General features: G+C 68.8%; 22 protein-coding genes. 15 read left to right on the top strand and 7 right to left on the bottom strand.

What is annotated here, in order from left to right; genetic code table 11:
• Nucleotides 1-54 precede the first annotated feature (54 nt).
• The 3 genes from RWO82_RS05425 to RWO82_RS05415 all read right to left on the bottom strand — a co-directional run bounded on the left by RWO82_RS05425 (nt 55) and on the right by RWO82_RS05415 (nt 2,683).
• Nucleotides 55-339 (bottom strand): hypothetical protein, encoded by a 285-nt coding sequence (locus tag RWO82_RS05425; protein WP_314424398.1) that lies wholly within the window; start codon nt 337-339, stop codon nt 55-57.
• 169 nt (nt 340-508) lie between these two features.
• Entirely contained in the window at nt 509-1,465 is a 957-nt protein-coding gene (locus RWO82_RS05420; RefSeq protein WP_314424395.1) for an intradiol ring-cleavage dioxygenase, read from the bottom strand.
• An 87-nt stretch (nt 1,466-1,552) separates the two neighbouring features.
• Complete coding sequence (locus tag RWO82_RS05415) at nt 1,553-2,683, bottom strand: low temperature requirement protein A (protein ID WP_314424441.1); 1,131 nt, start codon at nt 2,681-2,683, stop codon at nt 1,553-1,555.
• Between the two features lie 351 nt (nt 2,684-3,034).
• On the opposite strand from RWO82_RS05415, the gene RWO82_RS05410 reads away from it, so the two are divergent.
• The 6 genes from RWO82_RS05410 to RWO82_RS05385 all read left to right on the top strand — a co-directional run bounded on the left by RWO82_RS05410 (nt 3,035) and on the right by RWO82_RS05385 (nt 11,798).
• Nucleotides 3,035-4,567, top strand: coding sequence for a sugar transferase (locus tag RWO82_RS05410; protein WP_314424393.1), 1,533 nt, complete (start codon nt 3,035-3,037; stop codon nt 4,565-4,567).
• 4 nt (nt 4,568-4,571) lie between these two features.
• Nucleotides 4,572-5,333: a WecB/TagA/CpsF family glycosyltransferase gene (locus RWO82_RS05405; protein WP_314424390.1), complete on the top strand. Its 762-nt coding sequence runs from the start codon at nt 4,572-4,574 to the stop codon at nt 5,331-5,333.
• Nucleotides 5,330-6,817 carry a polysaccharide biosynthesis C-terminal domain-containing protein gene (locus RWO82_RS05400; protein WP_314424387.1) on the top strand — a complete coding sequence of 496 codons (1,488 nt, stop codon included), beginning with the start codon at nt 5,330-5,332 and terminating at the stop codon, nt 6,815-6,817. The genes RWO82_RS05405 and RWO82_RS05400 overlap by 4 nt, the downstream gene beginning before the upstream one ends.
• Nucleotides 6,818-6,943: 126 nt before the next feature.
• Complete coding sequence (locus RWO82_RS05395) at nt 6,944-7,624, top strand: hypothetical protein (RefSeq protein ID WP_314424384.1); 681 nt, start codon at nt 6,944-6,946, stop codon at nt 7,622-7,624.
• Between the two features lie 29 nt (nt 7,625-7,653).
• Nucleotides 7,654-11,076, top strand: a complete 3,423-nt coding sequence (locus tag RWO82_RS05390) for a fibrinogen-like YCDxxxxGGGW domain-containing protein (RefSeq protein ID WP_314424383.1) — start codon at nt 7,654-7,656, stop codon at nt 11,074-11,076.
• 5 nt (nt 11,077-11,081) lie between these two features.
• The gene (locus tag RWO82_RS05385) at nt 11,082-11,798 is read left to right on the top strand and encodes a CDP-alcohol phosphatidyltransferase family protein (protein WP_314424380.1); all 717 of its coding nucleotides are present in this window, start codon (nt 11,082-11,084) and stop codon (nt 11,796-11,798) included.
• 3 nt (nt 11,799-11,801) lie between these two features.
• On the opposite strand, the gene RWO82_RS05380 is transcribed toward RWO82_RS05385, so the two are convergent.
• Nucleotides 11,802-13,373 (bottom strand): Wzz/FepE/Etk N-terminal domain-containing protein, encoded by a 1,572-nt coding sequence (locus RWO82_RS05380; protein ID WP_314424376.1) that lies wholly within the window; start codon nt 13,371-13,373, stop codon nt 11,802-11,804.
• Nucleotides 13,374-13,484: 111 nt separating this feature from the next.
• Here RWO82_RS05380 and RWO82_RS05375 point away from each other — a divergent pair, with 111 nt between their 5' ends.
• The 4 genes from RWO82_RS05375 (at nt 13,485) to RWO82_RS05360 (ending at nt 18,843) form a co-directional block, all read left to right on the top strand.
• Nucleotides 13,485-14,789 carry an O-antigen ligase family protein gene (locus tag RWO82_RS05375; RefSeq protein ID WP_314424373.1) on the top strand — a complete coding sequence of 435 codons (1,305 nt, stop codon included), beginning with the start codon at nt 13,485-13,487 and terminating at the stop codon, nt 14,787-14,789.
• Nucleotides 14,790-14,846: 57 nt separating this feature from the next.
• Nucleotides 14,847-15,755 carry a glycosyltransferase family 2 protein gene (locus tag RWO82_RS05370; protein WP_399540718.1) on the top strand — a complete coding sequence of 303 codons (909 nt, stop codon included), beginning with the start codon at nt 14,847-14,849 and terminating at the stop codon, nt 15,753-15,755.
• Nucleotides 15,756-17,186, top strand: coding sequence for a glycosyltransferase (locus RWO82_RS05365; RefSeq protein ID WP_314424368.1), 1,431 nt, complete (start codon nt 15,756-15,758; stop codon nt 17,184-17,186).
• A gap of 139 nt (nt 17,187-17,325) precedes the next feature.
• On the top strand, nt 17,326-18,843 hold the full coding sequence (locus RWO82_RS05360; RefSeq protein WP_314424365.1) for a family 16 glycosylhydrolase: 1,518 nt from the start codon (nt 17,326-17,328) through the stop codon (nt 18,841-18,843).
• Here the strand turns inward: RWO82_RS05360 and RWO82_RS05355 are convergent.
• Nucleotides 18,840-20,063, bottom strand: a complete 1,224-nt coding sequence (locus RWO82_RS05355) for a glycosyltransferase (RefSeq protein WP_314424363.1) — start codon at nt 20,061-20,063, stop codon at nt 18,840-18,842. The two genes, RWO82_RS05360 and RWO82_RS05355, sit on opposite strands and share 4 nt — an antisense overlap.
• 119 nt (nt 20,064-20,182) lie before the next feature.
• Here RWO82_RS05355 and RWO82_RS05350 point away from each other — a divergent pair, with 119 nt between their 5' ends.
• From RWO82_RS05350 to RWO82_RS05340, 3 genes are all read left to right on the top strand, one after another.
• Entirely contained in the window at nt 20,183-20,641 is a 459-nt protein-coding gene (locus tag RWO82_RS05350) for an adenylyltransferase/cytidyltransferase family protein (protein WP_314424360.1), read from the top strand.
• Nucleotides 20,642-20,731: 90 nt separating this feature from the next.
• On the top strand, nt 20,732-20,995 hold the full coding sequence (locus RWO82_RS05345) for a glutaredoxin domain-containing protein (protein ID WP_314424356.1): 264 nt from the start codon (nt 20,732-20,734) through the stop codon (nt 20,993-20,995).
• 84 nt (nt 20,996-21,079) lie between these two features.
• The gene (locus RWO82_RS05340; protein ID WP_314424353.1) at nt 21,080-22,897 is read left to right on the top strand and encodes an aldehyde dehydrogenase family protein; all 1,818 of its coding nucleotides are present in this window, start codon (nt 21,080-21,082) and stop codon (nt 22,895-22,897) included.
• Nucleotides 22,898-22,925: 28 nt separating this feature from the next.
• On the opposite strand, the gene pip is transcribed toward RWO82_RS05340, so the two are convergent.
• Complete coding sequence (pip, locus tag RWO82_RS05335; RefSeq protein ID WP_314424350.1) at nt 22,926-23,888, bottom strand: prolyl aminopeptidase; 963 nt, start codon at nt 23,886-23,888, stop codon at nt 22,926-22,928.
• Nucleotides 23,889-23,898: 10 nt separating this feature from the next.
• A complete protein-coding gene (locus tag RWO82_RS05330; RefSeq protein ID WP_314424347.1) occupies nt 23,899-24,783 on the bottom strand; it encodes a neutral zinc metallopeptidase in 885 nt (294 codons plus the stop codon).
• Between the two features lie 67 nt (nt 24,784-24,850).
• Here RWO82_RS05330 and RWO82_RS05325 point away from each other — a divergent pair, with 67 nt between their 5' ends.
• A complete protein-coding gene (locus RWO82_RS05325; protein WP_314424345.1) occupies nt 24,851-25,840 on the top strand; it encodes a malate dehydrogenase in 990 nt (329 codons plus the stop codon).
• 51 nt (nt 25,841-25,891) lie between these two features.
• Nucleotides 25,892-26,362 carry a recombinase family protein gene (locus tag RWO82_RS05320; RefSeq protein WP_314424342.1) on the top strand — a complete coding sequence of 157 codons (471 nt, stop codon included), beginning with the start codon at nt 25,892-25,894 and terminating at the stop codon, nt 26,360-26,362.
• Nucleotides 26,363-26,397 lie beyond the last annotated feature (35 nt).

Here is a 26,397-nt window from a genome sequence, read left to right as displayed (position 1 = left end):
GATGGGAATACGTCGCGATGCCCTGTGAACTCACAGGTCGTTGCCCGAAAGGTCTCAGGCGCGGGCGCGACGAGGCCGCCTGCGCAGCATGCGCGGCAGCGTGAAGGTGAAGGTCAGCGGTGGCTTCTCCTCCGCGTGGGAACCCTCCAACGCGGTCTGCGCGTCGGCGAGAGAGGAGAAGATGCCGAGTTCGGCCCCGCGATGGTCTCGGGCGAGGTGCGAGGTGCCGTCGAATTCGACGAACCCGGCGAACTCGCCTGCACGGGTCGCGACATGGACGTCGTCGTCGGCCTGTTTCCAGGTCAGCGGATCAGAAGGAGGAAAGGTGGTCGTGGTCATGGTGATACTCATTGCTGTGCGGCGGGCGCGCAGTATGCGGCTCGCGAAGATGTGAGATCGAAGGCGGATCGCGCGCGTCGATGCGCTTGGTCCGTGATGGCCCTGATCAGTGGCGACGTGGCGGCCTAGAGGGGGGCCAGAACACACGCTGCATGATCAGCCTAGCAGATCAGCGGGCGCCGCCCGACGGCGCGGAGCCCGCGGAGGGAGTGGTCGCGGTGTCGACGCCGACCACGAGCGTGGTCGTGTAACCGGCGGTCGTGTCGCCCGAGATGGCGGGCAGCTGCAGTGCCGCGGAATCGTCGCCGAAGACGTTGTCGCCCGAGATGCTCGTGCGCGAGAGGTTCTGCGATGAGCCGTCGTATCGCGGATCCGCGTAGACGGCCACGCACGCGTCCTCGGGCAGGGCCATCTGCGAGGTCGCGATCGTGTTCGTCGAGTCGGTGATCGAGTCGGCGTCGGGATACACCTCGAAGTGGATGTGCGGCCAGCGCCCCGAGTAGCATCCGGGGAAGATCGATGTGAACGAGACCCTGCCGTCGGCATCCGCCACCTGCACCCCGCGCAGGTAGGTCACGTCTTCGAGTCCCGAGGAGTACAGGGAGTACTCCCCCCGGGCTGTGCAGTGCCACGCGTAGACCGCGACACCGGCGAAGGGGACGCCCCCGTTCGCCATGTCGAGCACCTGGAACTCGAAGGTGAGGGGGATGCCGTCGGCGGTGGCCGATCCGTCGATCGAGGTCGTGATGTCCTGGCGGATGATGCCCGACTCCTCGAGCACGTCGGGACCGTTCGATCCGTCGCCGGGGTACGGTCCTGCCGTCTCGTCCGGGATCTCGCCGTCGGCGGTCGCGGAGGATCCGGACGAGGCGCCGGTGCCGGGATCGTCCGCCGCGGCACCCGTGTCGCCGGTCGTCGTGCTCTCGGTCGCGGTGGGCGCACACGCCGCGAGGACGAGAGCTCCCGCCCCGAGGCCGGCGAGGCCGAGCACCCCACGACGGGTCATGAGGGTGCGGATGTCGAACGCCGCGCCCTGATCGACCACCTCCTCGTCGACACGATCGAGCAGGCGCCCCTCGTAGGCGGGCCCCTGGGGCGTCTGGACGGGCTCGGGTATGCGGCTCATGATCGTGCTCCTCTCGGATCAGGGGTGTCTGTGCACCCATGATCACGACTGAGTCGATCAGCGTTCTCTGCGTCGCCTCTGCTCTTGCTATGAACGCTGGGCGATCGGAGGACGCAGCACGAGCACGACGACGATCGCGGCCATGATCACCGCCGTGATGGCGACGGGTATCGGCAGCAGAGGGTCGAGGAGGACGAGCACGGCCCCCACCGGCACGACGGTGTTGACGACGCGGTCGGCGTTCTCGCGGATCGCGATCCACCAGATGCCGATCAGGAAGAGCGCGATGGGGATCGTGACCGTCAACGAGGCCGCGACGCTCGAGAGATGGCTCGCTCCCGTGAGCACGTCGAGCTCGACCTCGACGCCGGCGGAGAAGGCAGCCGCGGCCGCGAACACGATGTAGTGCGAGTAGCCGTACCGCAGGGAGCGGCCGAAGGTCGTGATCGCCCGGTGGTGGGGCGGCCAGAAGTAGATCCACCAGAGCGCGGCGGTCACGACCAGCGTCAGCACCGAGATGGAGATGAGCGGGACGAACGAGTCGAGCTCCTCCCGGGCGTCGATGATCGCGTTGGCGGACGCGAGGAGGCTCTCGCCCAGCACGATCAGGGTGAACAGGCCGTACCGCTCGGTGATGTGGTGCGGATGCCAGGGCGTCTGCCGTCGATACTCGGCGAAGACGGGCACGCTGACCTCGATCAGCGCGCAGACGACGAACGCCACGAGCTGCGCCGTCCCCGACGGGATGAGCAGGAACAGCGCCCACAGCACCTGCACGGCAGCGATGCCGAGGGCGTACCGGCGGGTCGTGGACCGCAGCTCCCCCGCACTCCGCGAGGCGCGGAGCCACTGCGCGATCATCGCGACGCGCATCACGATGTACCCGATCACCGGGATCGTGAAGTCGCCCTGCTCGAACGCAGCCGGGATGCCGGCGGCGACCACGAGCACACCGCCCATCTGCACGAACGTCGTCACCCGGTAGAGCCAGTCGTCGGTGTCGAAGGAGGTCGCGAACCAGGTGAAGTTCATCCACGCCCACCAGACGGCGAAGAACACCATCGCGTACGACGTCACCCCGTGCAGGAAGTCTCCGTGACTCAGCGCGTGGTGCAGCTGCGCCGAGGCGATGCTCACCGCGACGACGAACACCAGGTCGAAGAAGAGCTCCAGAGTGCTCGCTGTGCGATGAGGTTGCGCCGGATCACGCGGAATCATGCGGCTCAGATGGAATCGCGCGGTGGTGGCGGTGGGCACGGGGCCAGGATATCGATGCCATCCGCGACGTATACGCAAGTACTGAGATTTCAGTTCATCCACTCGCGCGAATTACCTTCCGCTGAACGCGAGGTTCCGCTAGAGTGAACGAAGTCTGCAGCACCTGCTGCCAGCAACACCGTGTGGGACGGTGTTCGCGACCGTGATGTGGGATCACGGATGCATGCAGGACCCGAGGGGTCGGGATGCGGACGACGCTGGGGACGTGGGGTCCCTGGTCTGGGGAAAACTGGGGATACACATGGCGCACTGGGGAATTCTGCGTACCTGCACGGCTCAAGGGGCTTCGGCATGACCTCCGTAGAGGATGCCATGAGCATCACTCGAACGGGGTCGGTATTCGCGCCGATCGCCGCACCGCGAGCCACCAGGCCGACCACGCACACGGCGGTCACGCCGCGCGCGTCGGCGACCCTGGAGCGACGCAGACAGTGGGAACGGCGCTATCGGAGGCGACTGCGGATCACGGATGCTGGGGTCATCCTGTTCGCCGTCGCGATCACCGCAGCGGTCCAGATGGTCACCGGTGTCGCGGGGGAAGAGGCCCTGCGCACCGGAGTCCCGCTGGCGGCACTGTGGTTTCTGATGCTGAGCGCTCTGCATACACGTGATGCAGCACTGTTCCGCGCCAGTGCGACCGAGTACCGCGGCGTCGCGCACGCCAGCGGACTGGCGTTCGGGATCATCGCCATGTTGGGTGTCGTGCTCGGTTGGCAGACGATGCAGCTCGTGCTGCTCGTCGGCCTGCCGTTCGGTGTCCTCACGCTGCTCATCACCCGTTGGGTGTGGCGGCACTGGTTGACGGCGCAGCGTGCGCGAGGGCGGTTCGCCTCGCGCACGCTCGTCGTCGGCAACAGGGACGACGTCGAGTACGTCGTCCGAACACTGCACCCGATCGGGCCGTCGGGCTACCAGGTCGTCGGCGCCACGCTGCTCGACGGCAACGCCCGCGACGTCGACATCGACGGGGCGCAGTTCCCGGTGCTGGGCAACGTCAACACCGTGGCGAGCGTCGCCGCCGAACTCGGGGCCGACACGATCATCGTGGCGAGCCGCCCCGAAGGGAGCCCCGACTTCGTCAAGCACCTGAGCTGGCAGCTCGAGGGCACCGCCGCCGAGCTCGTGCTCTCGAGCAGGCTGACCGACGTCGCCGGCCCGCGCATCTCCTTCGCCTCGGTCGAGGGCCTGCCACTCATTCAGGTGCAGATCCCGACCTATGAGGGGGGTCGCCATCTTCTCAAGCGCGCCCTCGACATCATCGTCGCCGCGGCGGCGCTCATCCCGATCGCACTCATCACACCGTTCCTCGCACTCCTGGTGAAGCTCGACTCTCCCGGGCCGCTCTTCTTCTTCCAGGAGCGCGTGGGACAGGACGGCCGCACCTTCAAGATCGTGAAGTTCCGTTCCATGAAGACCGATGCCGAGCAGCAGCTCGCGGCGCTGAAGGAGCAGAACGAGGGCGCGGGGCTCCTCTTCAAGATGAAGGACGACCCCCGGGTGACGCGGGTCGGCCGTGTGCTGCGCAAGCTCTCGCTCGATGAGCTGCCCCAGTTCTGGAACGTGCTGGTCGGCGACATGAGCGTCGTCGGTCCGCGTCCGCCGCTGCCCAGCGAGGTGACCGCCTACGACGGCACCGTGTACCGCCGCCTGTACATCAAGCCCGGCATCACCGGACTCTGGCAGGTCTCGGGACGAAGCGACCTGTCGTGGGACGAGAGCGTGCGGCTCGACCTCCGCTACGTCGAGAACTGGTCCGTGATGAACGACCTGCAGATCATGTGGCGCACTGCCAAGGTCATGGTGCAGCCCAGCGGGGCATACTGAGCGGATGAGTGACAGGAACTCGATCGACGAGACGATGTCCGTCGACATCACCGGCGTGCGCGTGGAGTCGTTCACCGAAGCGACATTGATCCAGCGCGTGCTCGCGATGTCGGCGGGCGAGAGCACCCAGGTCGCCGTGGGGGTCAACGCGCACGTGTGCAACCTGGCTCGCACCGACGACCGGTTCCGTCGCCTCCTGAGCTCGAGCGTGGCCTACGCCGACGGCCAATCCGTGGTCTGGGCGGCGAAGCTGCTCGGGGGCGATCTGCCGGAGCGACTCGCCACGACGGACGTGGCCGAGCCGTTGCTGCGCTCAGCCGCAGCCGAGGGCATACCGGTCTACTTCTTCGGCGCCGCCGACGGCGTGGCCGAGCGGGCCGCGGCGATCCTGCGCGGACGCATCCCCGGGTTGAACCTGCGCACGCACCACGGTTACGTCTCTCCCGCAGAGATGCCCGCGGTGCTCGACGACATCGCCGATCACGGAACCCGCATCCTGTTCGTCGGCATGGGCGATCCGGCCCAGCAGTTCTGGGTCGACGACCACAGGGAGCATCTTCCTCCGGCGGTGCTGACCTGCGGCGGGCTCTTCGACTGGCTCAGCGGGTCGAATCGACGTGCCCCTGAGTGGATGATCCGCGCCGGACTCGAATGGCTCTGGCGCCTCATGATCGAACCGCGCCGACTCGCGAAGCGCTACCTGCTCGGCAACCCGTCCTTCATGGCTGCGGTCGCCGCGCAGAGGCTCCGCAGGTCGCGAGCATGACCAGCACTCCCACCGCACGCGCCGAACTCGCTCGAGGGGGCGCGCTGAGCTTCGTCGGCTCGGCCGTGAGCGCCGTGATGGGACTCGTGCTGATCGTCGTGCTCGGTCGCCTGCTCGGCGACGCCGGTTCGGGTGTGGTGCTGCAGGCGGTCGGCGCCTTCACGATCGCACTGGGCGTGGCCCGCTTCGGGATGGACTCGGCCGCGATCTGGATCCTGCCGCGCCAGCTCGACGACGAGCGGGCGATGCTGCGTCCGACCGGCGCCTTCCTCGTACTGGTGTCGGCCATCGCGGGCCTCGTGTGCGCGGGCGTCCTGTTCGCCGGAGCGCTGGTCGTCGAGGCGCAGAACCCCGGAGACGACGTCGCACACGCGATCCGCTCGATCGCATGGTTCCTCCCCGTCGCCTCCGTCATGCTGACCGCGCTGTCGGCGACGCGGGCGCTCGGCAAGGTCACCGCCTACGTGCTCGTGGGCAACGTGCTGCTGCCCACGCTGCGTCCGATCGTCATCGCGGTCGCCGTGGGCGTCGGAGCCGGAGCGGTCGGAGCCGCCTTCGCGTGGGCGTTGCCGCTGCTTCCCGCAGCCATCGCGGCCGTGGTCGTGATGCTGTGGCAGTTGCGGCGACTCGGTCGCACGGCTCAGCCCGGGTTCCTGCGCTCCGGTGTCCCCTCGCGCACCATCCGCTACGCGCTTCCGCGCGTGATGTCGTCAGGACTCGAGCAGCTCCTGATCTGGCTCGCCGTCATCATCGTGGGCGCGCTGGCCGGCCCGGCCGCCGCAGGCGTGTACGGGGCGGCCAGCCGCTTCGTGGCCGCCGGGATGATCGTCGACACCGCCTTGCGGGTCGTGGTCTCGCCGATGTTCAGCAAGATGCTGCACCGCGACGACAGGTCGGGGCTCGAGAGCGTGTACCGCACGGCGACCGTGTGGCTCGTCCTCTTCAGCACGCCCGTCTACGTGCTGCTCGCGGTCTTCGCACCCGTCGCGCTCTCGCTTCTGGGCGGTTCGTTCGCCGACGGCGAGCCCGTGCTCGTCGTCATGGCGATCGGCTCCGTGGTGACGTTCCTGGCCGGCAACATCCACTCGGTGCTCCTCATGAGCGGCCGCAGTGGGCTCGCGGCCATGAACAAGGCGATCGCGGTGGCCGTCAATGTGGCACTCATCTACCTGCTCGTGCCGATCTGGGGCATCACCGGAGCGGCTGTCGCCTGGGCGGCGGCCTGTGCGATCGACGCCGCCCTCGCCTCGGTGCAGGTGCGCGTCGTGCTGGGTCTCAGAGTCTCTCCCGTGCCGGGCCTCTACCCGCTGATCGTCGCGCTGATCACGTTCGGCGTGCCGTCCCTCGCACTGCGGCTGACCCTGGGGGCGACCTGGCTCAGCCTCTTCGCGGCCGCTGCGGCGGGTGCGCTGCTGTTCCTCGCCTGGTGCCGTCTCGACCGGCGCAGGCTGCATCTCGACGAGCTGCGGAGGCCCTCCGGATAGGCGTCGAGAAAGTACTGGTGGGGAATTCACGCCGTGTGATATTCTGCGCCTGGGGAAGCTTCTCGTCTCTTTGCACGATGAAGCCCGCTCGGTGGGACGAGCAACTACTAATTGGGGATATAGGGGATGTCTGGGGACGTTTTAGCGACGCCTGTCGCGCGCAGGCGCAAGGCTTTATGGATTTCACTCGCCGTCGCGGCTGTCGTCGCGCTCGGCGCGATCACCGCATACGGGGTCGCGGCTTCGGGCGGCGGGGGCAGTGCTCCTGACGCCGGATCCGGCGGCGGTGCCGGATCGGACACGTCGGCGAGCACCTCGCCGACTCCGGCTCCGAGTCCGACCGTGACGGCGACGCCCGCACCGGCGGCGCCACCCACGGTCGACGGCGAGCTCGACGACGATGCAGCGCTGGTCACGGTCGAGACGGCTCTGGCTGCCCCGATCAGCACCGTGGGCACCTCGGAGGATCTCGCGGTTCTGCTCAAGGACGTCGCGGTCGACGCGTACGCGGCCGAGATCGAGGCCCAGTGGCAGGAGCTCGTCTCCCAGGGCTGGACGATCACGGGCGAGCCGACTCTGGTGTCCAGCGACGTCACCGCGGTCGATGCCGAGGCCGATCCGGCGACAGCCGAGATCACCGCGTGCATCGACTCGTCCGCGGTGGCGATCCTCGACGCGAACGGAGATCGCATCGGTGACGAGTCCGCCACCATGCCGCGCGCCCTGCACCTCTTCACCCTGGTCCAGGGCGACGACGACATCTGGCGCATCGCCAGCCACAGTTTCCCGAACGATCCGACATGCTGACCTCCGTCGCCCACGAAAGGCGCCATGAAATGACCACCACGCCGACCCGCCGCACGGGCCGCCTCCTCGTCGCCGCAGCGACGGCCGCTCTCTCGATCGCGGCGATGTTCGTGCCCGTCTCGGCGGCGAGCGCCGCCGAGACCCCGCTGCCGACGGCCGACGGCCTGACGGAGATCACCGCAGCGGCGTCGTGCTGGGAGATCAAGCAGCGCAACCCGCAGGCCGCCGACGGCGTGTACTGGCTCAAGACGGAGGCCATGGTCACCGCCGACCAGTTCTACTGCGACCAGACGACCAACGGCGGCGGGTGGCTGCTCGTCGGGCGTGGTCGTGAGGCATGGTCGACGTCGACCAACGGATCCGGCTCGCCCGAGCAGGTCCGCACGAACGTCACGGGCACGGCCGCTTTCACGCCGCGGCAGCTGTCGGGTGAGCTGATCGACCAGCTCAACAACAACCAGCCGATCAAGAACCTCGCCGAGGGCATCCGCCTGGTCCGGGCCACCAACCAGGCAGGCACGACGTGGCAGGACCTGACCTTCACGTTCTCCAGCCCGCGCGACAAGTGGACCTGGATGTTCAACAACGAGCAGCGCGTGGCGCAGTACAAGATCGGAATCACCACGCGCACGGGCGGGCAGACGTCGAACTTCGGCTCCGACAACAACTACAACCGCGTGCGCACCATCACGGGTTCCACCGAGGGTTATGCGATGGGCTTCGGCTTCGGCAGCAACATTCGCGGAAACCCCGCCTCGACGAGCTTCCTGTGGTCGAAGGACACCAACACGGGATACGCGCGACCCTTCACGCAGGTGTTCATCCGCCCGCAGATCTCGACCGCGTCGTTCACGCCGATCGCCGCGTCGGGTACTCCCGCGATCGCGAACCAGGCCGTGGTCGACAGCTTCGCGCAGGTGCAGAACTGGGGCGTGGCCGGCCTCGGCGCAGGCCCTGCCAGCATCGAGGGCAGCAATGAGGTCTCGGCGTTCGCCGAGATCGGCGGCACCGTGTTCGCGGGAGGCAACTTCACCACCGTGCAGAAGACCGCGGGCGGCGGAAGCGCGCAGCCGCAGGCCTATCTCGCGGCGTTCCAGCGCGACTCGGCCGAGTTCATCCCGACGTTCCGCCCGACCTTCAACAACCAGGTCAAGGCACTCGCCGCGCTTCCCGGCAACAGGCTCGCTGTGGGCGGCTACTTCACCCAGGTCAACGGGCAGAACGTCGCCGGCCTGGTGGTGCTCAACGCCACGACAGGCGAGATCGATCCGAGCTTCACGGGACGCCTGATCAACGCGCTCAGCGGCGGGGTCCCCGTGGTGCGCACGCTCGACGTGCAGGACGGCTGGCTCTACGTGGCCGGCACGTTCACGCATTCCGCGAGCGGCACCTCCGCGCAGAGCTACACTCGCGGCGCCGCGCGCTTCAACCTGACGACGGGAGCTCCCGACGGCACCTGGAACCCGGAGTTCAACGGAACCGTCATGAGCGTCGATGCCTCGGCGCGCGGCGACCGCGTGTACTTCGCCGGCTTCTTCTCGACGTCGAAGTCGCGCCCGGCCGACAAGGCGGCGGCCATGTCGTCGGCGAACACCGACCTCCTGCCCTGGGCGGTCGTCTTCTCGAACCGCAACGCGGGACGCACCGGCTACCAGCAGGCCGTGCTCGAGGTGGGCGACAAGGTGTGGCTCGGCGGGTCTGAGCACTCGCTGTTCAGCTACTCCCGCGACGCACTCACGCTCGTCAGCTCGTCGGTCGGAAACGCCGGTGGCGACTTCCAGGCGATCGCGACCGACGGGAACGCCGTCTACGGCGGATGCCACTGCTTCGAGACGCAGTACGACGGATCCACGACGTGGAACCCGATCGGCACGGCCTGGACGTCGGCGAACGCGGTGTACGGTTCCGGCGCCTGGAGCGCCACGACCGGCGAGCGCATCCCGAGCTTCAACGGCGACTTCGACACGAACCGCGGAGCGGGCTCGTGGGCCCTGTTCGTGGATTCGACGGGCACCCTGTGGCAGGGCGGCGACTGGACCTACTCGACACGAACCGGGTACATCCGGCAGTGGTCGGGTGGCTTCGTCCGCCACGCCCAGCGCGACACGGTCGCTCCTTCGACCCCCGCCAATCTCACCGCCAACGCCACCGCCGACGGCGTGGCCCTGACCTGGGGCGCATCGACGGACGACCGCGGCGTCACCGCCTACCAGGTGCTGCGCCACGATCGCGTGGTCGCCACGGTCACGGGTACGACCGCCGCGCTTCCGGCGGCGCCCGCCGGCACGCTCTACTTCGTGCGGGCCATCGACGCCCGGGGCAACGCCTCGGCATCGACGGCCGGGGTCACGGCGGCCACGCCGCCCCCGCAGCCGGCCTCCGCGACGCTCGTCGCAGCGGGCTCGACCTGGTCCTACGTGTACGACGCGACCGGGCCGACGGGTCCGTGGACCACGGCCGCGTACGACAGCTCGGCGTGGCAGACCGGCGCAGCGCCTCTCGGATGGGGTCAGCCGACCCTCGGGACCACGCTGACCACGACCGTCACGCCCAAGCCGCTCGCGTCGTTCTACCGGCACGCATTCCAGATCGCCGATGCCTCGACCATCGAGTCCGTCAAGATCACGACCAGGGCCGACGACGGCATCGTCCTGTACGTCAACGGCACGGAGGTGCTGCGCAAGAACGTCACCGACGGCGTCACCGCCGGTGTCGGGACGTACGCGACCGCAGCGGTCGGCGCCGCAGCAGCGGTGGCCAATCCGCAGGTCGTCACGGTGCCCGGGTACCTGTTCACCAGCGGGGTCAATGTGATCACCGCATCGGTGCACTCGAACTACCGCTCGACCCCGAGCCACAGCTTCGAGCTCGAGGCCATCGCGACGATCGGCACGCAGCCGACGCCGCCCGCGCCGGACCCGGAGCCCGAACCCGAGCCCGAGCCCGCCGTGACCTCGGTGGTCGCTGCCGGATCGACGTGGGCATACCGGTTCACGAACGACGCGACACCCGCGAACTGGGCGGCCGTCGACTTCGACGCCGCATCGTGGGCCACCGGAGCCGGGGCGTTCGGCTGGGGCCACACCGGACTCGCGACTCCGCTCGACACGACGCTCTCACCGCGACCGATCACGAGCTACTACCGTCAGCCCGTGACGCTCACCGCGGTGGACTTCACGAAGGTCACCGTGACGACCCGGGCCGATGACGGGGTCGTCGTGTACGTGAACGGAGTCGAGGTCGCTCGCAAGAACCTCAACGCCGGCCCCGTTACACAGGGCACCTATGCGAACGCCGCCGTCTCGGCCTCGGCCGCGGTGGGCACGCCACTGGTGTTCGATGTTCCGGCATCCGCCTTCCAGGTGGGCACCAACGTGATCGCGGTGGAGGTCCACTCCAACTACCGGTCGACCCCGAGCCACAGCTTCGAGCTCTCGGCGGTGGCATCGTGACAGAGGTGGCCGCTCGCCCCCGACCGGGCTTCCGCGATCACCTCGCCGACCTCAACCGCGCTCAGAAGAGCGGGGCGGGCGTGCCCGCCTACACGCGGTGGGTCAATCGTCGACTGGCCCGAGGGGTCGCCGCATCGGCGGCGGCCCTCGGGCTCTCGCCCAACGCGGTCACGATGATCAGCGCCGGCCTCTCGGCGGTCGGCCTGGCGATCATGATCGTCGTCGAGCCCGTCTGGTGGTCCGCACTCGCGACGGGTGCGCTTCTCGCCGCGGGCTATGTGTTCGACTCGGCCGACGGCCAGGTCGCTCGACTCACCGGTGCGTCGAGCCCTGCCGGCGAGTGGCTCGACCACGTCGTCGACGCGATCCGCACCCCTGCGATCCACCTGACCGTCGCCGTCGCCGTTCTCCTGCACCGGCCCGACCTGATCTGGCTCGCGGTGATCGCGGTCCTGTTCACGCTGATGAGCGTGGGGCAGTTCATGAGCCAGATCCTCGCCGAGCAGCTGGTGCGCAACACGGGTGGCGAGGCGGCAGAGGCGTCCGGCACACGCAAGTCGCTGCTGCTGGCGCCCACCGATACCGGCGTGCTGTGCTGGAGCTTCGTGTTCTGGGCCGCTCCCCCGCTGTTCGCCGTCGTCTACGGTGTGCTCTTCGTCATCAACACCGTGCACTCCGCAGCGTCGATGCGACGCAAGTACCGCAAGCTCGCGGCGCGCTGACTCTCAGGAGTCGGCCCCGACCTCGACCTTGGCCGCCGCTCGTGCATTCGCGCGGGCGGCGGTTCCGCGTTCGCTCCGGGTCGGGAACGGCCAGCTGATGCCGGCCGCCTCGCGTCGACCGTGACGTATGCGGCGTTCTGCGACGGCGCCCAGCACAGGAGTGTCGATCGCCTCCGCCTCTTCCCTCAGCCAGCGGATCTCGGTCGTCGTGGTGTCGTGCTCGCGGGTGACGACCACCACCGACTGCGACAGTCGCAGCCCCGCGAGGATGCTCGCAGGATGCGCGGACGACGGCAGCACGAGGAAGGTGAGGGTCTCGTCGCCGGCGCCGGCGATGGCGGCGTGCGTCTGCTCCGTGAGGAGCAGGTCTCCCTGGCGCTCGTCGCCGGAGTCGGATGCGGTGAAGACCCGCAGCGTCGGCACGGTCGCCGAGACGGCCGTGCCGCCTTCGGTCTCCTGCAGCTCGAGCGCGTTCGCCAGATGCGCGCGGAACTCGTCGCTTCCCGCGGGAACGATCAGCTGCACATCGTGTCCGACCTGGGCGGTCACGATGGCGAGGTTCACGGCAGTCGGCGAGGTCTCGTGAGAGTGGGTCGCGTCGATCACGAGCACCGTGGTGCCGAGGTAGATGTCGACGAGCAGGCGCTCGCGCGTCACGCGGAGCGCGTCGGCGGCCGGTCCCTTCGCGGGCACGTCTTCGCGGTTCGCGTCGAGAGTCGCGAAGACCGGTGCGCCGAGCGCCCGAGTCATCTCCGACGCGTTCCGCAGGCGCCGGTCGAAGGGATTCCGCACGAAGGCGGCGATGATCCCGACGACGAGTCCGGCTGCGAGTCCCGTGAGCAGGGTCACCGTGCGCCCCGGAGCGACGGCGAGCTCGTTGTCCTCCGCTGCGGAGAGCACGATGCCACCGGTGGTGTCGACGCTCTGCAGGCCGTTCCGCTGCGTGAGGAGTCCATCGAGCTCGGTGATGATCTGCTCGCGCTGCGTCGTCGCCTGAGCGAACGCGGCGCTGTTCGGGGCGGCGGAGACCAGCTGCTGGTTCACCTCGCCGAGCGTCGTGTTGAGAGCGTCGATCCGCTCGTTGAGGCTGGTGACCATCACGGTGATGCGCTCCTGCGCCTGCTCGCTGCGGAACGACAGATAGGCGGATGCCACGGCGTCCGCCCCTCGCACCGCGGCGGCAGCCGTCGGGGCGTCGTAGTCCACGGTGACGACAGCGGCACCCGAGGAGGTCGCGACGGTCGAGGCGCTGCGGATCTCACTCGCCGACGCGTCGCCCTCGAGGAGGTCGGCCGCCCGCGACGCCACGACGTGCGAGCGGGCGATCGCCGTCTCGGTCGCGTCGTCGAGAAGGCCGGAGGCGGCGCGCTGCGCGCTGAACGGCTCGGTCGTGATGACGTTGAGGTTGATGGTCGTGGTCGCCGTGACCGTCTGCGGAGCGATCAACAGATATCCGACGGCGGCGAGCGCACCGAGCACCGTGGTCACGACGAGCAGCCGCCACTGCCGCCTGAGCACGAACACGTAGTGCTCGAATCCCAGAGTCGCCGAGTTTGCCTGATCGTTGTCATCCATGGACGAATCCCCCTCGCCTTCACACTGCCGCGGAGTCGTCCCCAGAGTTTCCGCCTACATAACAGCCTGTGCGCCTATCCTAGGGGCGAACCCTGGGGACATGGAGGACGGGTGAACTCGCACATCGCACTGGCGGGCGGAGCACGATCGCTCACGCCCCCTGCGGGCACCCTTCGCAGCGAACTGCCCCGGTGGCCGTTCACGGCGATGCTCGCGTTCTTCCCGCTGTGGTGGGTGCTCGGCTTCGCCGAGATGGCGTGGATCCCACTCGCCGCATGCATGGTGGTCCTCATGGTGCGCCGGGGCGGGATCCAGGTGCCGCGGGGCTTCGCGATCTGGCTGCTCTTCGTCGTGCTCATGTGTGCCTCGGTCATCGGCGTCGACACTTCGGGGCGGTTGATCGGATTCGTCTACCGCGCACTGCTGTACGTCGTGATCACGGTGGTCTTCGTCTACGTGTACAACGCCCGCGAGACGCTGACCCTGCGCTACGTGCTGGGTGTGTTCACGCTCTTCTGGCTCTGGGCGGTGCTGGGCGGATTCGCCGGCATCGCGGCACCGGAGTTCTCGTTCCGCACGCCGCTCGGGTACGTCCTGCCGCAGGGCCTGCAGGCCAACGAGCTGATCGGCGAGATGGTCGTGCGGCGGCTCACGCAGTACAACCCCGACAGCTGGCTGGCGCTGGATCCGCGCCCGTCCGCGCCGTTCCTCTACACGAACGGATGGGGGAACGTGTATTCGATCACCCTGCCGATGGTGGTCGCGTACCTGACCGTGATCCCGCGGGGACGGCGGTTCTGGCTGATCGTGCTCGCCATCCCGCTCTCGCTCATCCCGGCCTTCCTCACTCTCAATCGCGGCATGTTCATCGGCCTCGCCGTCGCCGCGGCCTATCTCTTCTTCCGGTTCGCTCTGGCCGGCAAGCTGCGCGCGGTCCTCTTCCTCAGCGTCATAGGAGTGATCGCCGGCGCTGCCGCCGTCGCTCTCGACATCGGCAGCAAGCTCACCGACCGGGTCGAGACGAGCTCGTCCACCGAAGACAGGGCGAACCTGTACGAGGAGACGTTCGTGCGCACGCTCCAGTCGCCGCTCTTCGGATACGGCGCGCCCCGCCCGTCGTTCACCGACGGCGCGCCCTCGGCGGGCACGCAGGGGCACCTCTGGATGGTGATGTTCTCGCACGGCTTCCCCGCACTGATCTGCTTCGTCGCCGCGCTCGTGTGGATGTTCTTCGCGACGATCCGCACCGGCAACACCGCTCTGATGATCCTCAACACCGTTCAGCTGGTGATCATCGTCGAGATCTTCTTCTACGGTGTGCTGCCGAACGGCCTCATCCTCACCTTCCCCGCGGCCGCTCTGGCCATGCGGGAGCTGCGCAGCACGTCATTGTCCCCGCCTGCACCCCTCCGCTAGGATGAACCGATCGCACTTTTGGGGAAGTGCGGCTATCTACCAGACTTTGGGGAGTCAATGGTGCAACCGCTAGTGAGCGTCGTCATGGCGACGCGCAATCGCCCGCAGCTGCTTCGACGCGCGGTCGCGTCCGTCTTCGCGCAGCACGAGGTCCAGCCGATCGAGGTCGTGCTCGTCTATGACGGCACCGACATCGACGAGTTGACGGACCTGGATCGAGGGCCGCACACGCTGCGCGCCGTCAAGAACGCTCGCACGCCCGGTCTCGCGGGAGCCCGGAACACCGGGATCCTCGAGGCCACCGCCGATCTCGTCGCGTTCTGCGACGACGACGACGAGTGGAAGCCGAGCAAGCTCGAGGCACAGCTGCCGCTGTTCGACGACGAGGAGGTCGTGCTCGCCGCGACCGGCATCGAGATCCACTCCGCCGGAGGCACGCACGCCCGACTCTCGCCGTCTTCGGTGACCCTCGACGACCTGCTCCGCTCGCGCATCACCGAGCTGCATCCGAGTTCGTTCGTCGTGCGCGCCGCTGCCCTCCGCGGTGCCATCGGTCTCGTGGACGAAGAGCTCCCCGCCTCGTACGGCGAGGACTACGACCTGCTGCTGCGCGCCGCGAAGGTCGGCCGCGTGGTGGCGGTTCCCGAGGCCCACACCATCATCCACTGGGACCGCACCTCGTACTTCAGCGAGAAGTGGCAGGGCATCGCCGACGGACTGAGCTACCTCCTCGCCAAGCACCCGGAGTTCGTGCGCAGCGGAGAGGGCCAGGCCCGGATCGAGGGCCAGATCGCCTTCGCGCACGGTGCACTGGGCGACAGGCCCCGCGCACGGTCCTGGGCCCGACGCGCGATCGGACACGACGTCCGCCAGCCGCGCGCCTATCTCGCGATGGTCGTCGGCATGGGCCTCGTCTCGGGCGAACGCGTGGTGTCGGCGCTGAACAAGCGCGGCAGAGGCATGTAGATGCCGCGCCTGTCCGTGATCGTGCCGGCCCACAACGCGGCGGACACCATCGAATCCGCGGTCCGATCGACGGTGCGCGCGCTTCCGCGTGACGCCGAGGTGGTGATCCTCGACGATGGCAGCGTCGACGGCACGGCGGATGCTGCGCGTTCCGTCGACGACCCCCGAGTGCGAGTGCTCTCGCGCCCGAACCGGGGAGTCGCCGCGACGTTGAACGACCTGCTCGACGCGACCGACAGCGACTTCGTCGCACGGATGGATGCCGACGACATCGTGCTCCCCGGTCGCTTCCGCCGCCAGCTGCATGCGGTGGACCGGGGCGCCGACGGCGTCTTCAGCACCGTCGTGACCTGGGGATCAGGACTGCCCGGAGTGCCGAGGCCCTCGGGCATCTCACCCGACGACTTCGGCATGCACCTGCTGCTAACCAACCCTGTCGCGCACTCCACTTTCCTCGGGCGGCGCTCGGCGGTGGTGGATGCGGGCGGGTATCGCGAGATCCCGACCGAGGACTACGACCTCTGGCTGCGGATGGCGGCCCGCGGCATGCGCCTGCAGCGGCTCGCACTTCCCGGCCTCGCCTACCGCGTGCATCCCGGACAGGTCACCGCCTCCGCCGAGTGGCGTCGGTCGTCGTGGGAGAACCCCGAGATCGCCGAGGCGTATTCCGCGCTGGCCGAGCGGCTGCTCGGGTCGCCCGCGGTCCGCATCACCTCGCTCTCGATCGACGACAGCCGCACCGGTGCGGAGAAGCTGGCGGAGGTCGACCGTTTCGCCGACGACTTCGGCCACGCGCTCCAGGCGCACTCGCAGCCCGCGCAGCGCGCACTGCGCCGCAAGCTCGCGGAAAGGCGGGCGTGGCTCGCGAATCGCGTGCGACACGAAGCGGGCGACACCGCAGCTCCGTCCGTCCCTTCCTCGCCGCCGGCGACCCCGCGGCAGGCGTATCGCGCAGCCGTCGCCGCCGATCGACGTGCGAACGCGTCGTACCCGAAGAGCCGCTTCATACTCCGGTGGTTCCGCCGCGCCCAGCGATGGCGTGCCGAGAGGGGCCCGCTCGCGCGCATCATGTTCCTGATCGTCGGCGGCTCCTACAAAGTGGCGACCGAGGGATTCATGGGCATCGAGCTCCCGGTGAGCACTCACGTGGGCCCGGGACTCCGGCTTCGTCATGGCGTCGGGGTCGTGGTCAATCCCGCGAGTCGCATCGGCGCGGGTGTCATGATCCGTCAGGGCGTGACGCTCGGCAACCGCAAGACCTCCGACGACTGCCCGACGATCGAGGACGGCGTCGAGATCGGTGTCGGCGCCGTGATCATCGGCGCGGTGACCGTCGGCGCCGGCGCCCGGATCGGACCGAATGCCGTGGTCTTCAAGGACGTGCCCGCAGGCGCGGTGGTCCTGTCGCCCGCCGCCGACATCCGCGTCTGAATTCCTTCGAGGGAATACCCAGCAGTCCGGCATATTGTTATATGGCTCAGTCGAGATTTGACCGCGACGATCAGGTCATGCTGTGATGAAAGCGTTATTTTTCCGCGGAGGGGGTCCGACGGAATGAGTTTTCCGAAATATGAGCATCTCCCGAAAGACGTCTCTTGCTGCGCTCGGCGCAGCCGTTCTCACCATTTCCCTTCTCGGCGGGGCTCCGGCCACCGCCGCCGATGACAAAGATCTACCCGGTTGGATCCATCAGGAGGACGTCGATCTGTCCGACGCCAGCCGATGGACTCTCGAGACCGGTCGGGCGGCGAACACCTCGTCGTACGACATCCCCGGCAACGTCTCGTTCGGTGCGTCCGGACTGACCGTCCGGGGCGCCGCAGAATCTCGCGGCGACGCCGCGTTCACCTCGGGTGACGCGAAGGGTCTCGACATCGAGATCCCGAACTACTCCCGTGTCGAGGTCACCGGCTCGGTGCCCTTCGGTCCCGGGCTCTGGCCCGCGCTCATGTGGCTGCGGCCGCTCGACAGCGCCCACGGCGAGATCGACCTGATGGAGGTCTTCGGCGACGACGCGCGCCCCGCCGCCACGCTGCACAACGAGTACGGCCCGACGCACCGCAGCCTGCAGGGTTCGGTGCGCTGGGAGCAGCTGCCCAACTCCAACCCGACGGGCGTGCACACATACGTCATGGAGAAGACACCGAACCGCATCGTGATCAGCGTCGACGGTCACGTCATGCTCGACGCAGGACCGGACGACGTGCGCCCGGGATTCGACTGGAACGCCATCTTCGAGCGGCCCGGCGCGACCTGGTACCCGCGCGTGACTCTGCAGATCGGCTGCCCGCTGGTCGACCCGGGTTGCGGCATCGGGCTCCCCGCCTCCGGGTGGAAGGGCGGCCAGATGAGGCTCGAGACTCTGAAGATCTGGCGCATGGCCAAGCCGGGCGAGCAGCAGCAGCCCGCTCCTCAGCCGCCGGTCGTGCAGCCGGCACCTCAGCCGCCCGTCGTGCAGCCGGCACCTCAGCCGCCGGTCGTGCAGCCCGCACCTCAGCCGCCGGTCGTGCAGCCCGCACCTCAGCCGCCCGTCGTCGAGCCCGCACCTCAGCCGCCGGTCGTCGAGCCTCCGGCGGACGAGGCCGGAACCTTCGCCCTGCGTCCGGGTCAGGAAATCCGTCACGACTACGAGGGTGCTGACACCGAGGGCACCGAGGGTTCCGTCACGTTCACGGTTCCCGAGAACCTCGGCACCGGCGTGATGTACCACTCGTTGCAGGCCCTCTCGTCGGACGACGGCAAGAACGGCTACCGCGCGACCGTCACCCTCAAGGCCTCGGGCAGCATCCGCCTGACCCTTGCGAAGGTCACGGCGAACAAGACCGAGGTCCTCGAAGACGCCGTCGTGGCGCCCCGCGGATCGTACGAGCCCGGTGAGGACGTGCGCGTCTCGATCCGAGTCGTCGACGGCAGCGTGCTCGCCAAGGCGTGGGCGGCCGACGCCAACGAACCCGACTGGCAGCTCAGCGCGGCCGGCGGCGCCACCGCCGCGACAGGAGACGGCATCCGCATCATGGGCTACCTGTCACGGGTCGCACCCCATGCGGTCGACGCTCCGTGGTCGGAGCTGAGCGCTCAGCTGCGCTAAAGCTCTCCCGGCTTCATCGCCTCGGCGTCTATCGCGCGGAGGACACGGATCGCGGCGGTGTCCGGCTTCGGCTCGGACACCGCCGCTTCTGTGCGCCCGCGGCGTGCCGGTGCATAGACGACGAGCGAGTGGAAGAGGAAGCGCGCGAAGAACGCGACGATGAGCGACAGGCCCGTCGCGAGCACGCTCGAGATGTGCCAGGTCTCGACCATCAGCGCCATCACGGGGATGCGCAGGGCCGCCTCGACGTTGTTGAACGTGAAGGACGCGGCGAAACGGCCTCCGAGCCCCCTGGCATCCGTGCGCATGTCGGCGAAGACGAACTTCTCCTGCAGGATGAAGTTGCCGATGATGGTGACCTCGGCTCCGATGATCGCCGCCCATATGTAAGGGACGCCGAGAGCCGTGAGCGCCCACATGATCCCAAGGTTGGCGACGGCGCCGATCGCACCGATCATCGCGAAGAGAGACATCTTGCCGAACCTGAGGCGGGCCAGATGGGCGGCGAACGTCGCCCCCTGACGCAGGCTCGCCTTCGAGGTGCCGTGCCGTCTCTCGGCGAACTCCATGGGCACCTCGGCGATGCGCAGATCCGTGCGCGCGAGGATCTCGAGCAGGATCTTGAAGCCCTGCGGCTTGAGCGACCCGAGGTCGAGACGGCCCCTGTCGACGAGGAAGAACCCGGTCATCGGGTCGGTGCTGCGGGCGAGACGGATCGGGAACATCGCTCGCGTGAGCCAGGTCGCAGCGCGGGAGACGCCGAACCGCACCGCCGTGCCGAGACCGCTGGTGTCGCCCCCGCCGACGTAGCGCGACGCTGCGACGACATCGGCATCGCCCTGCGCGTGCCGAGCAAGCAGCGCGGGCAGGAGCTCGGGCGGATGCTGCAGGTCGCCGTCCATGACGATGCACAGGTCGGATGCCGCCGCGCGCAACCCCACGACCACCGCGCCGCCCAAGCCGCCGGTGTTCTCGGTGCGGTGGATCACCCGCACGGGAACCGCAGCGTCCGCCGCCACGCGTTCGACCTCGGCGGCGGTGTCGTCGGCGCTGTCATCGACGAAGAGGATCTCGACGTCGTAGTCCGCGAGAGCCGACGCGGTGCGCGCGACCAGTTCCACGACGTTGTCACGCTCGTTGAAGGTCGGCACGATGACCGTGACCCCTGTCGCCACGAGCATCCCCTTTCCCCCTGTGCGCGCGATCGCTGCGGCATCCATAGTTCCATGTGATCCTGTGCACTGCGAAACCGGCACCTGCTACACTTCCGGAAGGCGGCTGTGGGAGTCGCTGAGCGGATGGGGATCCGCTTCTGGGGAATCACTGATCTGGGGAGATCATGGGGACGCGCATCGGCTATGCCGTTGGTGCCTTCGACCTGTTTCACGTCGGGCATCTGAACCTTCTTCGTCACGCGAAACAGCACTGCGACGTCCTCGTCGCGGGTGTCGTCAGCGATGAGATGCTGCGGCAGGTGAAGGGCATCGAGCCCGTCATCCCGACCGCGGAGAGGGCGGAGATCGTCCGTCACATCTCGTTCGTCGACGATGTCTACGTCGAGACGACTCCGTCGAAGATGGACTCGTGGCGCGACGTGCAGTTCACGCACTTCTTCAAGGGCGACGACTGGCGCGGCACCGACAAGGGTCTGCGCCTCGAGCGCGAGTTCGCGGAGGTCGGGGTGGAGGTCGTGTACTTCCCGTACACGGCGCACACGTCGAGCTCGTCACTGCGCCGCGCGCTCGACGCGATCACCGCCGGAGCGACACGCGGCGGCTCGACGCTCGCCACCGTCTGACGCGCGGCGTCCGCGCGCGGCGTCTGCGCGCGGCGTCTGCGCGCTTTGCGTCTCGGTGCCCACCCAGGTGAGCGCACCTAGGCTTGAGGCATGACTTCTCCCGCAGACTCCGCACTCACGATGTTCGGCGCCGACTGGTGCCGCGACTGCATCCGCACCAAGAAGCAGCTCGACGCGCTCGGCATCGACTACACCTATGTCGACCTCGTCGCCGATCCCTCGGCTGCCGACATCGCGAAGGACATCTCGGGACGCACGAACATCCCGGTCGTGGTCTACCCCGACTCCTCGCACCACGTCGAGCCGTCGAACGCCGACGTCGAGGCGAAGCTGCGCGAGCTCTCCCTCATCTGACCCGATCTCGACCGCCGCCCGGCGAGAACGAGGCTCCCTTGGCGCGCGCGGCATAAGCTGGGACCCCGTCTGAAGGAGCCGCCGATGACCCCTGCGACCACGCCGTCCACCTCGACGCCCTCCGCGAAGGCGGCACGGGCGACACAGGATGCGAAGAGTGCTGCGGACTCCCCCGCAGAGCTGGGAGACTCCGAGCGGGAACGGCTCGATGCGGCGATCGCGGAGCTGCACATCGGCTCGCGAACGTGGTCGAGCCTGACCCTCGCTCAGCGGGTCACACTGTTGCGCGGTGTGCGGACCAGCGTCTCCGCGGTCGCGGAGGACTGGGCCACCACGGCAGCGGCGTCGAAAGGGCTCGACTCGCGGCATCCGCTGCGTGGCGAGGAGTGGCTCAGCGGACCGTACAGCGTGCTCGGCGCACTCGACGCGTACATCGCCACGCTCTCGCGTCTCGCGACCGGGACCAATCCGCTCGACGGCATTCGCGTCGATCGGGCTCCCGGCGGGCGCACGCGCGTGCATGCCTTCCCCCTGACCGGAGTGGACCGTCTGCTGCTCGCGGGATTCGCAGGCGAGGTCTGGCTCGAACCCGGCGTCACTCCGAACGCCGCACGCGCGAGCGCGGGCCTGGCGCAGAGGGATCCCGGCACTTCCGGCGGCGCGGGGCTGGTCCTCGGCGCCGGCAATGTCACCTCGATCCCTGTGCTCGACGTGCTCTACGAGCTCCTCGCCCACAACCGCACGGCACTGCTCAAGGTCAATCCGACGCAGGACGCCCTCGTGCCGGTCTACAAGCGCGCCTTCGCGCCGCTCATAGCGCTGGGCCTCATGCGCATCGTCCGAGGCGGCCCGGTCGTGGGCCAGTATCTGACCGGTCACCCGGATCTCACGCACGTGCACATCACCGGCTCGGCCGCGACGTTCGATGCGATCGTGTGGGGCACGGGCTCCTCGGCGACGCGCCGCCGTCGTGAGGATCGCCCGCTGCTCCAGAAGCCGATCACCGCCGAGCTCGGCGGTGTCTCGCCCGTCATCATCGTGCCCGGCGAGTGGACCGCCGCGGATCTCACGTATCAGGCCGAGCACGTCGCCACGATGCGTCTGCAGAACGGCGGGCACAACTGCATCGCGGGTCAGGTCGTCATCCTCTCGTCGGAGTGGGCGCAGGCCGACGAGTTCCGAGCGGAGCTGCGGCGCGCCTACGCGAACGCTCCCGAGCGCCCCACCTGGTACCCGGGGTCGTCGTCACGCATGGATCGCGCGGCACAGGACTATCCGGATGCGCTCGTGCTGGGAGATCGGATGCTCATCGAGCTCGACTCCGACGACGACGCCTCCGCTCTGCAGAGCACCGAGTACTTCGCCCCGGTGCTCGGGGTCGTCACGATCGCGGGTCGCGGCCAGGAGTTCCTCGATGCGGCGGTGGCCTATGCGAACGATCGCCTGGAGGGCACGCTCGGCGCGAACCTCCTGATCGACCCGGCGACCGAGAAGTCTCTGGGGAGCGGCGTGGACCGAGCGATCGCCGCTCTGCGCTACGGCTCGATCGCCGTCAACGGCTGGACTGCCTTCGCGTTCATCACGCCGACCCTGACCTGGGGCGCGTTCCCCGGCAACACGCTCGACCGCGTGGGCAGCGGCATCGGGGTGGTCCACAACGCCCTGCTGCTCGACCGCGTCGAGCGCTCGGTCCTGCGCGCGCCCTTCCGCCCGTTCCCCCGATGGATACCCGGGGCGCTGCGTCCGTCAGGACGCGGCAGTCGCCTCACCCTCCTGCCGAAGCCGCCGTGGTTCGTCTCCGCCCGCACGGGAGCGGTCGTGAGCGAGGGGCTCACGCGGTTCCGCGCAGACGGCAGCCTCCTCGGACTCGTGAAGACGCTCGCTCAGGCGTTCCGCGCCTGAGCACGGCGCTGCACCTCTGCTGCGGCGGTCAGGACGCGAAGCGGTCGGTCGCGGCCCGCAGAGCAGTCTGTATGCCGGGTTCCGTCGCTGAGTGACCCGCGTCATCGATCACGACGAACTCCGCCTCAGGCCAGGCGCGGTGCAGATCCCATGCGGTCATCATGGGTGTGCACACGTCGTGGCGCCCCTGCACGATGACAGCCGGGATGTGACGGATCCGGTCGACGCCCGCGATCAACTGGCCCTCGGTCCACCACCCGCGGTTCACGAAGAAGTGGTTCTCGATGCGAGCGAACGCCGTGGCCACCCGGGGGTCCGACATCGCCTCGATCTGCGCGGCATCGGGGCGCAGCGTCACGGTCGACGCCTCCCACCGCGACCATGCGACAGCTGCCGGCTCGTGCACGGCCGGGTCGGGATCGAACAGGCGGCGATGGTACGCGTCGATCATGTGCGAGCGCTCGATCACCGGGATCTGCGCGACGAACTGCTCCCACAGATCGGGGAAGAGGGCCTCGGCGCCCCCCTCGTAGAACCACTCCAGCTCTTCGCGACGGAGCGCGAAGATCCCGCGGAGCACGAGTTGGCTGACGGCATCCGGATGCGCCTGGGCGTAGGCGAGCGCCAGGGCACTCCCCCAGGATCCGCCGAAGACCTGCCAGCTGCGCACACCGAGGTTGCGACGCAACAGCTCGATGTCGGCGATGAGATGCGCCGTGGTCACGAAACGCAGGTCGGCGTCGGGGGCGCTGGCGTGCGGAGTGCTGCGCCCGCAGCCACGCTGATCGAACAGCACGATCCGATACCTCTCGGGATCGAAGAAGCGACGCTGCCAGGCCGAGGTGCCGCTCCCCGGGCCGCCGTGCAGGAAGACCACCGGCTTGCCCTCGGGGTTCCCGCTCACCTCCCAGTACACGCGGTGGCCGTCGCCCACGAGCAGTTCGCCTGTCTCGTGGGGCTCGATCGGCGGGTACAGGGCGTCGAGGTTCATGTCCCCAGCCTCACAGGTCGCCGGCGGCTGCGGTGAGCGGCGCGGCGCAGACATCGAGACCGTTCTGGTAGCCGTTCGCGAACCAGTACTTGCGCTGTTCGCTGGTGCCGTGCGTGAAGCTCTCAGGATTGACCGAACCGGAGGACTGCTCCTGGATGTTGTCGTCCCCGACCGTGTTCGCGGCGTTCAGCGCGTCTGTGATCTCCGCCTCGGTCGGCTCCAGCAGATAGGGGACACCGTCCGGGTCCTTCTCCTGGGTCATCTGCCCGATCCAGGCGCCCGCATAGCAGTCGGCCTGCAGCTCGATGCGCACGCCATTGCTGTCCGGGCCGGTGCCGTTGTTCGGATACTGATCCATCACGCCGGTGATGTACTGGATGTGGTGCCCCCATTCGTGACCCACGATGTAGAGCTGAGCGAGGTCGCCGGCGGACGCCCCGAACTGCTGCTGCATGAGGTCGAAGAACGTGGGATCGATGAAGACCGTCTCATCGGGCGGGCAATAGAAAGGACCGACCGCGTTCGACGCGGTGCCGCAGGAGGTGGAGGTGGCGCCGTCGACGATGACGAGCTGCGGCGGACGATAGGGGTCGATGTAGTCCTCCCAGTAGCCGTCGAGCGCGAGCTGCGAGGCCGCCACTCGGCAGTCGACGTTCTCGTTCGCGTCTTCACCGGTCAGGCAGTTCTCGATCACACTGCCCTCTGACGGCTCCGCTCCGCCGCCCGTGCCCCCCGCGCCGCCGAGCAGGCCGGTGAGGTCGATGCCCAGCAGCGGGCCGGCGATCAGCGCGATGATGCCGAGCAGTCCGACGCCGCCCGCTCCGGCCACCACTGCACCGCGTCCACGGCGACGAGCGGTGTTTCCGGAGACGTCGGCGTCGGGATTGAAAGTCATGTCACGAGGGTACTCTGCGCACCGATTCAGGGGCACATCGGCGCCCTGCCGGTCGTAGGCTCGTGTCATGACCACCACGATCACGATCACGGGTGCCGGCGGACAGATCGGGTACGCGCTGCTCTTCCGCATCGCCGCAGGCGACATGCTCGGTCCGGATGAGAAGGTGCGTCTTCGACTGCTCGAGATCCCACAGGGGCTCGGTGCGGCCGAGGGTGCGGCGCTCGAGCTGCAGGACGGCGCCTTCGGTCTGCTCGACCACGTGGAGGTGACCGACGATCCCGCGGTCGGATTCGACGGGTGCGACCTGGCTCTGCTCGTCGGCGCGCGCCCCCGCGGTCCGGGCATGGAGCGCGGCGACCTCCTCGCCGCGAACGGAGGGATCTTCGGCCCGCAGGGTGCCGCCATCGCCGCCCATGCCTCGTCGGATGTGCGCGTGACCGTGGTCGGCAATCCGGCGAACACCAACGCCCTCATCGCCGCGGCCTCCGCCGACGGGGTGCCCGCCGAACGCTTCACGGCGCTGACCCGACTGGACGAGAACCGCGCACGGGCGCAGCTCGCCCACACCCTCGCCGCTCCGGTCGACACGATCCGGCGCGTGCCGATCTGGGGCAACCACTCGGCGACGCAGTTCCCCGACGTGTCGTACGCGACCGTCGCCGGCCAGCCCGTCGGTGACGCGCTGGAGGCGATCGTCGGCGACGTCCCGACATGGCTCTCCGACACCTTCATCCCGCGAGTCGCGAAGCGCGGAGCCGAGATCATCCAGGTGCGTGGATCGTCGTCCGTGGCCTCCGCGGCGAGCGCAGCCATCGACCACGTGCGCGACTGGGTGCGCGGTACCGACGACTGGACCTCAGCGGGCGTCGTGTCCCACGGCGAGTACGGAGTCCCCGCCGGCCTGATCTCGTCGTTCCCGGTGCGCGCGGTCGACGGCGAGTGGCGCATCGTCGAGGGACTCGAGGTGAGCGAGTGGGCGCGTGCGCGCATCGACGCGTCCGTCGCCGAGCTGGTCGAGGAGCGCGAGGCGGTCAGGGCGCTCGGGATGCTCTGAGGGCCACCGCAGCGCCGCGAATCAGGGCACAATGGATGCTGGAGGTGCGCGATGAGCGAGACGATCGATCCCATGAAGGCGACGGCATCCGTCGACGAGGCCCTGACGAGTCCGCTGCACCTGCCGCACGCGGCCGCGGAATGCCCGAAGTGCTTCACCGAACTGCAGCAGAACCGGGACTTCTGGCTCGCTCGACCCGACGGGTCACGGCTCGTGGGGCTCGTGGTCTCGCGCGAGGGGATGCCCTCGGTCGTCGAGCAGCGAGACGATCTGACGCGGTTCGGCGTGCCGATCGAGGGATTCCGCCACCCCGCGCCCGACATCCTCGAGAGCTGGAGCGATCGGCTCGCGCGACTCATCGCCACCTTGAACAAGGGCGATGTGCTCGTCGTCGCGAACATCCACGCTCTCGGTCGCGATGCAGACGAGGGCGTCCGCACGGCCGCCGAGCTGCGCCGCCACGGCATCATCGTGAAGGTGCTGAGCCACGACGCGCGGCACCTCGCCGACGCCGTGCGCTGACCCGTACGCGACGAGGCCCGCCGATGTCCGTCGGC

It is taken from the genome of uncultured Microbacterium sp. (genome assembly GCF_963521645.1).
Lineage (GTDB): Bacteria > Actinomycetota > Actinomycetes > Actinomycetales > Microbacteriaceae > Microbacterium.
Note: the sequence above shows the minus strand (reverse complement) of the source record. Positions and strands in the feature narration are given on the sequence as shown.

Bases quoted from the DNA above. Each gene is read 5' to 3' on its own strand.
- RWO82_RS05365 (WP_314424368.1), top strand. From the start codon at position 15,756: ATGCCGCGCCTGTCCGTGATCGTGCCGGCCCACAACGCGGCGGACACC.
- RWO82_RS05420 (WP_314424395.1), bottom strand. From the start codon at position 1,465: ATGAGCCGCATACCCGAGCCCGTCCAGACGCCCCAGGGGCCCGCCTAC.
- RWO82_RS05330 (WP_314424347.1), bottom strand. From the start codon at position 24,783: ATGACTTTCAATCCCGACGCCGACGTCTCCGGAAACACCGCTCGTCGC.
- RWO82_RS05360 (WP_314424365.1), top strand. From the start codon at position 17,326: ATGAGCATCTCCCGAAAGACGTCTCTTGCTGCGCTCGGCGCAGCCGTT.
- RWO82_RS05390 (WP_314424383.1), top strand. From the start codon at position 7,654: ATGACCACCACGCCGACCCGCCGCACGGGCCGCCTCCTCGTCGCCGCA.
- RWO82_RS05410 (WP_314424393.1), top strand. From the start codon at position 3,035: ATGACCTCCGTAGAGGATGCCATGAGCATCACTCGAACGGGGTCGGTA.
- RWO82_RS05370 (WP_399540718.1), top strand. From the start codon at position 14,847: ATGGTGCAACCGCTAGTGAGCGTCGTCATGGCGACGCGCAATCGCCCG.
- RWO82_RS05395 (WP_314424384.1), top strand. From the start codon at position 6,944: ATGTCTGGGGACGTTTTAGCGACGCCTGTCGCGCGCAGGCGCAAGGCT.
- RWO82_RS05325 (WP_314424345.1), top strand. From the start codon at position 24,851: ATGACCACCACGATCACGATCACGGGTGCCGGCGGACAGATCGGGTAC.
- RWO82_RS05380 (WP_314424376.1), bottom strand. From the start codon at position 13,373: ATGGATGACAACGATCAGGCAAACTCGGCGACTCTGGGATTCGAGCAC.
- pip (WP_314424350.1), bottom strand. From the start codon at position 23,888: ATGAACCTCGACGCCCTGTACCCGCCGATCGAGCCCCACGAGACAGGC.
- RWO82_RS05340 (WP_314424353.1), top strand. From the start codon at position 21,080: ATGACCCCTGCGACCACGCCGTCCACCTCGACGCCCTCCGCGAAGGCG.
- RWO82_RS05400 (WP_314424387.1), top strand. From the start codon at position 5,330: ATGACCAGCACTCCCACCGCACGCGCCGAACTCGCTCGAGGGGGCGCG.
- RWO82_RS05425 (WP_314424398.1), bottom strand. From the start codon at position 339: ATGACCACGACCACCTTTCCTCCTTCTGATCCGCTGACCTGGAAACAG.
- RWO82_RS05405 (WP_314424390.1), top strand. From the start codon at position 4,572: ATGAGTGACAGGAACTCGATCGACGAGACGATGTCCGTCGACATCACC.
- RWO82_RS05355 (WP_314424363.1), bottom strand. From the start codon at position 20,063: ATGGATGCCGCAGCGATCGCGCGCACAGGGGGAAAGGGGATGCTCGTG.
- RWO82_RS05415 (WP_314424441.1), bottom strand. From the start codon at position 2,683: ATGATTCCGCGTGATCCGGCGCAACCTCATCGCACAGCGAGCACTCTG.
- RWO82_RS05345 (WP_314424356.1), top strand. From the start codon at position 20,732: ATGACTTCTCCCGCAGACTCCGCACTCACGATGTTCGGCGCCGACTGG.
- RWO82_RS05350 (WP_314424360.1), top strand. From the start codon at position 20,183: ATGGGGACGCGCATCGGCTATGCCGTTGGTGCCTTCGACCTGTTTCAC.
- RWO82_RS05320 (WP_314424342.1), top strand. From the start codon at position 25,892: ATGAGCGAGACGATCGATCCCATGAAGGCGACGGCATCCGTCGACGAG.